Here is a 7,572-nt window from a genome sequence, read left to right on the forward strand (position 1 = left end):
GTGGGGTGCGTCGCACCGGTCGGCAGTCGGGGGCGGAGGACCGGCCACCAGCCGTTCGGGTGCTTCCCGCCTGCGGGGCCGCCGGTCGTCCCGGACTGTGGAGGCCATGAAACAGAGCACCCTGTCCGAGGTGAAGAGCGCCGTCACCCTCCGGGCCACGCTGCTGGTGATCGGGGTCGTCGCCCTCCAGCTGCTGTTCGTCGTCTCCTATGTGGGCGCGTTGCACGAGCCCAAGCTGAAGGAGGTCGCCTTCGGAGTGGTGGCCCCGCCGGCCGCGGTCGAGCAGACGGTGGAGCGCCTGGACGGGCTGCCCGGCTCGCCGCTGGACCCGCGCGCCCTGCCCGACGAGGCGGCGGCACGGAAGCAGATCGAGAACCGGGACATCGACGGTGCGCTCGTGGTGCGCCCGGGCGGCACCACCGACACCCTGCTCGTTGCCTCGGGCGGCGGCAGGACCCTGTCCGTCGCGCTGGACTCGCTCACCGGCGGGGTGCTGGGGGGCCAGGGGCGTACCGCGCGCCTGGTCGACGTGGCTCCCGCGTCCTCGCACGATTTCAACGGGCTGTCCTCGTTCTACCTGGTCGTCGGCCTCTGCGTCGGCGGGTATCTGTGCGCGTCGATCCTCGCGATCAGCACCGGGGCCCGTCCCGCCAACCCGACCCGCGCGGCCACCCGTCTCGGCACCATGGTGCTGGTGGCTCTGGCCGGCGGACTCGGCGGCGCCATCATCGTCGGACCGATCCTGGGTGCTCTGCCGGGCAGTGTGTGGTCGCTGTGGGGGCTCGGCGCGCTGATCGTCTTCGCCGTCGGCGCCGCGACGCTCGCCCTCCAGGGCCTCTTCGGCGTCATCGGCATCGGCCTGGCGATCCTGCTCATCGTGATCATGGGGAACCCGAGCGCCGGAGGGGCCTTTCCCGCGCCGATGCTGCCACCGTTCTGGGAGGCGATCGGGCCGGCCCTGCCACCGGGAGCAGGCACCTGGGCGGCCCGGTCGATCACCTACTTCGACGGCAACAGCATGACGTCGTCCCTGCTGGTGCTCTCCGCCTGGGCGGTCGCCGGAGTCGTCGTCACCATGCTCGCCGCCGTACTGCGGCAGCGTCGCGCCACGGAGCCGAGTTCGCCCGGGGAGGCTTCATGACGAAGGTGCTGTTCGTCGTGTCGGCGGCCGATCGCTGGACGCTGCGGGACGGAGAGGTCCACCCCTCGGGGTTCTGGGGCGAGGAACTGGCGATGCCCCACAAGATCTTCACCGAGGCGGGCTGGGAGACCACCGTCGCGACGCCGGGCGGGAAGGTCCCGACGCTGGACCGGCTGAGCATGTCGAGGACGGCGGGGTGGCCGTCGAAGCTGCGCGAGGTGGCCGCGTACCTGGACGCCATCGACGCGCAGCTGAGGCGCCCCCGGGTGCTGAGCGAGATCGATCCGGACGTGTTCGACGTCGTGTTCTATCCGGGCGGGCACGGCCCGATGGAGGATCTGCCGGTCGACCCGGTCTCCGGCGCCCTCCTGACCCGGGTCCTCGCCTCGGGCAAGCCGCTCGCGCTGCTGTGCCATGCGCCGGCGGCGGCGTTCGCCGCGAAGAACGAGGACGGGTCGTGGCCGTTCACGGGGTACCGCATGACGGGGCTTTCGAACCTGGAGGAGAAGTTCAACAGCTTCGGCCGCAAGGCGATCTGGCTGCTGGAGGACCGCCTGCGGGAGAGCGGGGCGGAGTACTCCAAGGCCCGTCTGCCGCTGCGGCCGTACATCGTTGTCGACCGCAACCTGTACACGGGGCAGAACCCGCCGTCCTCCGAACATCTCGCCCGCCGCATCCGCGCCGATGTTGACAGTGCATACTCTCAGGCGTAATGTATGCGTCGTAAACATTGCGTGCGACGTGCACGGCTTGCGCGGAGGGAAGTGTCATGAAGGCTGTATCGATCAAGGAGCCGGGTGGCCCCGAGGTGCTGGAGTGGGTGGAGGTCGAGGCCCCCGCGCCCGTGCCCGGCGAAGTGGTCGTCGATGTGGTGGCCGGCGCCCTGAACCGGGCCGATGTCATGCAGCGGATGGGGCTCTACCCGCTGGCGCCGGGCACCTCGCCCTACCCGGGCCTGGAGGTCTCCGGTCGTATCAGCGCCCTCGGCGAAGGGGTCACCGGATGGCAGGTGGGCGACGAGGTCTGCGCCCTGCTGACCGGAGGCGGTTACGCGCAGAAGGTCGCCGTCCCCGCCGGGCAGCTGCTCACCGTCCCCAAGGGGATCGGCCTGGTGGAAGCGGCCGGGCTTCCCGAGGTGACCGCCACGGTGTGGTCCAACCTCGTCATGACCGCGGGCCTGAAGGCGGGGGAGACTCTCCTCGTGCACGGCGGCCTCGGCGGCGTGGGCACGATGGCGATCCAGGTCGCCAAGGCGCTCGGCGCCCGTGTCGTCACCACGGTCGGCGGTCCGGAGAAGGTCGCCCGGGCACGGGAGCTGGGTGCCGACAGGGCGATCGACTACCGGAGCGAGGACTTCGCGGAGCACGGCCCCTACGACGTGATCCTCGACGTCATCGGCGGCGACTACCTCGAACGCAACGTCCGTTCGCTGGCCGCAGACGGCCGCCTGGTCGTCATCGGGCTGCAGAAGGGCTTGGAGGGCTCGCTCAATCTCGCCGAGATCGTCTTCAAGCGTGCGTCCGTGTACGGCACCACGCTGCGCACCCGGTCGAAGGAGCGGAAGGCCGAGATCGTCGCCGAGGTGCAGCGGAACGTCTGGCCCCTGATCGAGAACGGCTCCGTCCAGCTGGTCGTCGACCGGACCGTGCCCATGGCCGACGCGGCCGAAGGGCACCGCCTCATGGAGGCCGGCGGCCATGTCGGCAAGATCCTCCTGGTCAACTGCGAGAGCGCGTGACGAGGGGCGGGCGGCCGCTCACCGGCCCCGCCGTCGCATGAACGCCTGACCGGGTTCCGCGCCGGTTGCGGGGGACGAATGGGGCGCGAAGTATGGAATCGCTCATTGCCGTCCGGGGCGCGCACGGCTCCGGCGGCCGATGTCTCAGCGGCCGACGGGGCCGCGTACACAGGGCGCACGGTGTGCCCGCGACTGGGAGTCGACATGACTGAGCTACCTCCTCCGATCACCCCCTACCTGGAACCGGCGGCGAAGGAGCTGTGCGAGGCCACGGACCCGCATCCGCGGATCTACGAGGTCCCCCCGGAGAAGGGCCGCGACATCCTGCTCGGCCTGCAGAGCGACGCGAGCGTGCCCCGCCCGGATGTCGACGAGGAGTGGGTCGACGTGGACGCGGGCCAGTGGGGCACGGTCCGCACCCGGATCATCCGGCCCAAGGGGGCCACCGGACCGCTGCCGGTCGTGTTCTACATCCACGGCGCCGGCTGGGTCTTCGGCGACGACAAGACCCACGACCGCCTCTTCCGCGAACTCGCCGTCGGGGCCGGGGCGGCGGGCGTCTTCCCCGTCTACGACCGCGCACCCGAGGCCAAGTACCCCACCCAGGTCGAGCAGAACTACGCCGTGGGCCAGTGGGTCCTGGAGCACGGGGCGGAGCACGGGCTGGACACCTCGCGGATCGCGGTCACCGGCGAGTCGGTGGGCGGCTGTATGTCGGCGGTGTTCGCGCTGATGAACAAGGAGCGCGGAGGCATCGACCTCAAGGCGCAGGTCCTGTTGTACCCGGTCGCCGACGCCGACTTCAACACCCCTTCGTACCTCCAGTTCGCCGAGGGCTACTACCTCACCCGCGACGGCATGAAGTGGTTCTGGGACGCCTACATCGGCAACCCCGCGCACCGCACCGAGGCGTACGCCGCGCCGCTCCGGGCCTCCCTGGACCAGCTCCGGGGCCTGCCCGACACGCTGGTCATCACCGATGAGGCCGACGTCCTGCGCGACGAGGGCGAGAAGTACGCCAACCGGCTGCGGGAGGCCGGTGTGGACGTGACCTCCGTCCGCGTGGCGGGCATGGTCCACGACTTCCTTCTCCTGGACAGCCTGCGCGACACCCGCGCCGCGAACGTCGCCCGAAAGCTCGCCGTCGACGCCCTCAAGAAGGCTCTGCACGACGACTGAGGCGACCTCTGCCGGCGGACCCGGACACCTCGCTGCGCGCTGTGCCGCGGGTCAGGCCGGCTGCCCGGCGTCCTCCGCGGGGCGGCGGGTGCCGACACGGGTCATCAGCAGCCCGGCGAGCGCCGCGACGGGGTAGGCGAGTACGCCGTAGACGGCTGCGGGCACGGCCAGGCTGACGCTGCCGAGGACGCTGATCGCCAACGTCATGGCGACCGCGCTGTTGTGCACGCCGATCTCCATGGAGCAGGCGATCGCCTGCGGTTTGTCGACGCGAGCCCAGCGCGGCACGAAGTACCCCGTGGCCAGGCTCAGCACACAGAAGAGCAGTGCCACGGGCCCGGCGTCCGCGAGATAGTCGGCGATGTTGCTCCGCTCGGCGAGCGCCGCGCCGACGATCACCGCGACGAGGACGACCACCGACAGGAGGCGCACCGGCCGGTCCATGCGGAGTGCGAACGCCTCCGAGCGCCGGCGCACGACCAGGCCGATCACCACCGGCGCGAGCACCAGGGCGAAGACCTGGAGCACCTTGCCGAACTGCAGCCCGAGGCCGTCCTCCCCGATCCCCGGCTCGAAGTGGAGCAGGGCGAAGTTGGTGATGACCGGCAGCGTCACGACGGCCACGACCGCGTTGATCGCCGTGAGTGTGACGTTCAGCGCCACGTCACCGCCGAAGAGATGGCTGAAGAGATTGGCCGTCGTCCCACCGGGAGAAGCGGCCAGCAGCATCATGCCGACGGCGAGTTCGGGGGAGAGACCGAAGGCGACGACCAGGCCGAAACACGCGGCGGGCAGCAGCAGCGCCTGACAGAGCAGGGCTACGACGACGGGGCGCGGATGCCGACGTATCCGCCGGAAGTCGTCGACGGTCAGGGACAGGCCCAGTCCCAGCATGATTACGGCGAGGGCGAGCGGGAGCATGACGGTGGCGATGGGAGAGTCCATGGGCGGCTTCGGCTCCTGGGCGGGGGAGTGACGGCGGGGCGGCCGCATGAACGTAACGTCGCAATGTGTACACCGTCAACACTCTGGCGCGTGGATTCCGGCCACGGGCCGAGCTTGGTCGAGGCCGGCCGCCTGCCTTGCTTCGTCGAGGTCGGCCGCCTGCCCTGTTACGTCGAGGTCGGGCACCTGCCCTGCTCCGTCAGGGACCGGATGCCCGCGTCGGGAACAGCGGGCCCGGTCGGCACGGTTGCATCGACCGAGGGGCCGAGCCCTGGAAGCGCGGTATGCCCGCCGCGCACTCGGACCCCGACCTGACCCCGTGGAAGGACCTCTTCATGACCGACCGGCCCCTGACCCTCATGGCCGTGCACGCCCACCCCGACGACGAGGCCACGGGAACCGGAGGGGTCCTCGCGCGGTACGCGGCGGAAGGCATGCGCACGGTTCTCGTGACCTGTACCGACGGCGGTTGCGGTGACGGACCGGGAGGCGTCAAGCCCGGCGAACCAGGGCACGATCCGGCGGCCGTCGCCGCGATGCGTCGCCAAGAGCTCAAGGCGAGCTGTGAGGTTCTGGGGGTGAGCGATCTGGAGACGCTGGACTACGCGGACTCCGGGATGATCGGCTGGCCGAGCAACGACGCCCCGGGATCCTTCTGGCAGACCCCCGTGGAGGAGGGCGCCGCCCGGCTCGCGGAACTCATGCGGCACTACCGGCCCGACGTGGTCGTCACCTACGACGAGAACGGCTTCTACGGCCACCCCGACCACATCCAGGCCCACCGCATCACGATGGCGGCGCTGGAGATGACCGAGCTGACACCGAAGGTCTACTGGACGACGATGCCTCACTCGGCGATGCGCCGGTTCGAGGAGATGATGCGCGAGTTCCAGGAGGACCTGCCGGAGCCGGACCCGGCCGAGGAGGCCGCGATGGCCGAGATCGGGCTCCCCGACGACGAGGTCACCACCTGGGTGGACACCACCGCCTACAGTGGCCAGAAGTTCGACGCGCTGGCCGCGCACGCCAGTCAGGGCGAGAACATCTTCTTCCTCAGGATGGGCAAGGAGAGGTTCGGCGAGCTGATGGGCATGGAGACCTTCGTACGGGTCAAGGACGCCACCGGCGCGGCCGTACCCGAGAAGGACCTCTTCGCCGGACTCCGCTGACCCGCCGCCCGCCCGGGGCCCCGCGGCAACGGGCGGGCGTCCTCGTCACTCCTGCCGCGCCCCCGCCAGCCGCCCCCGCGCCGCCGCCTGGATCTGGGAGGGGCCGAGCCCCCATTCCAGGGTGCGTCCGAGGGCAGTCGCCAGGGGCCGGTCCCAGCGGGTGCGGACGGGGGCCGGCCGGTGGATGCCGAGTTCGATGCGGGCCCAGTCGGGGAGGAGCCCGACCGAGGCGTTCGTGAGCAGGCGGACGGCCAGCCGCTCCCGCGGTGTGCGTCCGAAGGCGCGGAGGAAGCGCACCGAGTCCAGCGCGGCCGGGGTGGCGTGGAGGCGGGGGCGTATCCGGGCCAGGTAGCTCTCCGCATCGGAAGAGGTACGCGGCACCTCCCGCGCCCCCAACGCCTCTGCCACGGGGGCGGCCTGGCGGTAGTAGGCGTCGCACTCGGCGGGGGTGAGCCGGTGGGGCCGGGGCGCGTACGCCTGGTGGCCGGCGAGAAAGCTGCGTACTTCGGCGGTGTGCACCCAGGTGAGCAGATCGGGATCGTCCGCACGGTACGGCCTGCCGTCGGGGGCGGTGCCGTGCACCCGGGTGTGGATGCGCCGGACGAGGGCGATGACCTCGCGGGCGGCGGGCGAGGAGCCGAAGGTGGTGGTGGTGATGAACCGTACGGTTCCGTTCAACCGCCCGACCGGATCGGCGCGGAAGTCCGAGTGCTGGTCGACCCCGGCCATGGCCAGCGGATGCAGCGACTGGAGCATGAGGGCGGCGAACCCGCCGGTGAGCATCCCGGTGGCCTGCCCGTGCACCCGCCACACCGGGTCCTGCGGTGTGATCCCGAACAGCCCCGGATCGCCGGGCGGGGCCGCGTACCGCTCCAGCTTGAGGTCCCCGCCGTGCAAGGCCGTTGTGAGCTCCGCCGCGATCCGGTCCCGCAGTCCCACGCGATGCCTCCAGGCTCTGAGTTCCCCGGCCGAGGGTGCCGAGGGTATCGAGCCGCCCACCGGCCCCCGGCCCCCGGCCCCCGGCCCCCGAACGGCGGAGACCACGGACGAGGGGAAGGCGCTACAGGTGTGGGACGGGCTGCTCCAGCGTCACGACGACCAAGACCGGTAGATCGGTGTCGTGCTGGACCACCCCGGCGGTCAGGATCCGGCCGTCGAGGGTCCACTTCTCCACCTGGAGCTCCCGCAGCGTCCGGGGTGTCGCGAACGCCGGGGAACGGGATGCGTGAAAGGGCAGCGGGAAGGCAGACAGGCCGGTCAACGCTTCTGATCCTCCGCGTCGGTGGGTGGTGGCCGGAAGATTACTCCAGCGCACTGACACCGCCGCCGTCGTTCCCGCCGTCACCTGCCGGAACCGGCGGTGGGGCCGGTGCGCGTACGCACCGGCCCCACCGCTGGAG

At 71.3% G+C, this 7,572-nt stretch carries 8 protein-coding genes; 5 read left to right on the forward strand and 3 right to left on the reverse strand.

Annotation, left to right across the window (positions count from 1 at the left end):
* Positions 1-106 precede the first annotated feature (106 nt).
* The 4 genes from ACFWM7_RS13410 (at position 107) to ACFWM7_RS13425 (ending at position 4,058) form a co-directional block, all read left to right on the forward strand.
* Positions 107-1,141 (forward strand): DUF3533 domain-containing protein, encoded by a 1,035-nt coding sequence (locus ACFWM7_RS13410; protein ID WP_383259494.1) that lies wholly within the window; start codon positions 107-109, stop codon positions 1,139-1,141.
* Entirely contained in the window at positions 1,138-1,854 is a 717-nt protein-coding gene (locus ACFWM7_RS13415) for a type 1 glutamine amidotransferase domain-containing protein (protein ID WP_383259497.1), read from the forward strand. Before ACFWM7_RS13410 ends, ACFWM7_RS13415 begins: the two co-directional genes overlap by 4 nt.
* Positions 1,855-1,910: 56 nt before the next feature.
* On the forward strand, positions 1,911-2,879 hold the full coding sequence (locus ACFWM7_RS13420) for an NAD(P)H-quinone oxidoreductase (RefSeq protein ID WP_383259500.1): 969 nt from the start codon (positions 1,911-1,913) through the stop codon (positions 2,877-2,879).
* Between the two features lie 204 nt (positions 2,880-3,083).
* Complete coding sequence (locus ACFWM7_RS13425) at positions 3,084-4,058, forward strand: alpha/beta hydrolase (protein WP_383259503.1); 975 nt, start codon at positions 3,084-3,086, stop codon at positions 4,056-4,058.
* A 51-nt stretch (positions 4,059-4,109) separates the two neighbouring features.
* Here the strand turns inward: ACFWM7_RS13425 and ACFWM7_RS13430 are convergent, their stop codons facing one another.
* Complete coding sequence (locus ACFWM7_RS13430; protein WP_383259507.1) at positions 4,110-5,003, reverse strand: bile acid:sodium symporter family protein; 894 nt, start codon at positions 5,001-5,003, stop codon at positions 4,110-4,112.
* A 335-nt stretch (positions 5,004-5,338) separates the two neighbouring features.
* Between ACFWM7_RS13430 and ACFWM7_RS13435 the strand changes: the two genes are divergently transcribed.
* Positions 5,339-6,172 carry a PIG-L family deacetylase gene (locus ACFWM7_RS13435; protein WP_383259516.1) on the forward strand — a complete coding sequence of 278 codons (834 nt, stop codon included), beginning with the start codon at positions 5,339-5,341 and terminating at the stop codon, positions 6,170-6,172.
* 45 nt (positions 6,173-6,217) lie between these two features.
* Here the strand turns inward: ACFWM7_RS13435 and ACFWM7_RS13440 are convergent, their stop codons facing one another.
* Both ACFWM7_RS13440 and ACFWM7_RS13445 read right to left on the reverse strand, forming a co-directional pair.
* Positions 6,218-7,111, reverse strand: a complete 894-nt coding sequence (locus tag ACFWM7_RS13440) for an oxygenase MpaB family protein (protein WP_383259510.1) — start codon at positions 7,109-7,111, stop codon at positions 6,218-6,220.
* Positions 7,112-7,232: 121 nt separating this feature from the next.
* Positions 7,233-7,433 (reverse strand): hypothetical protein, encoded by a 201-nt coding sequence (locus ACFWM7_RS13445; protein WP_383259519.1) that lies wholly within the window; start codon positions 7,431-7,433, stop codon positions 7,233-7,235.
* Positions 7,434-7,572 lie beyond the last annotated feature (139 nt).

This window comes from Streptomyces sp. NPDC058375, assembly GCF_042723425.1.
GTDB classification, from domain to species: Bacteria; Actinomycetota; Actinomycetes; order Streptomycetales; family Streptomycetaceae; genus Streptomyces; species Streptomyces durocortorensis.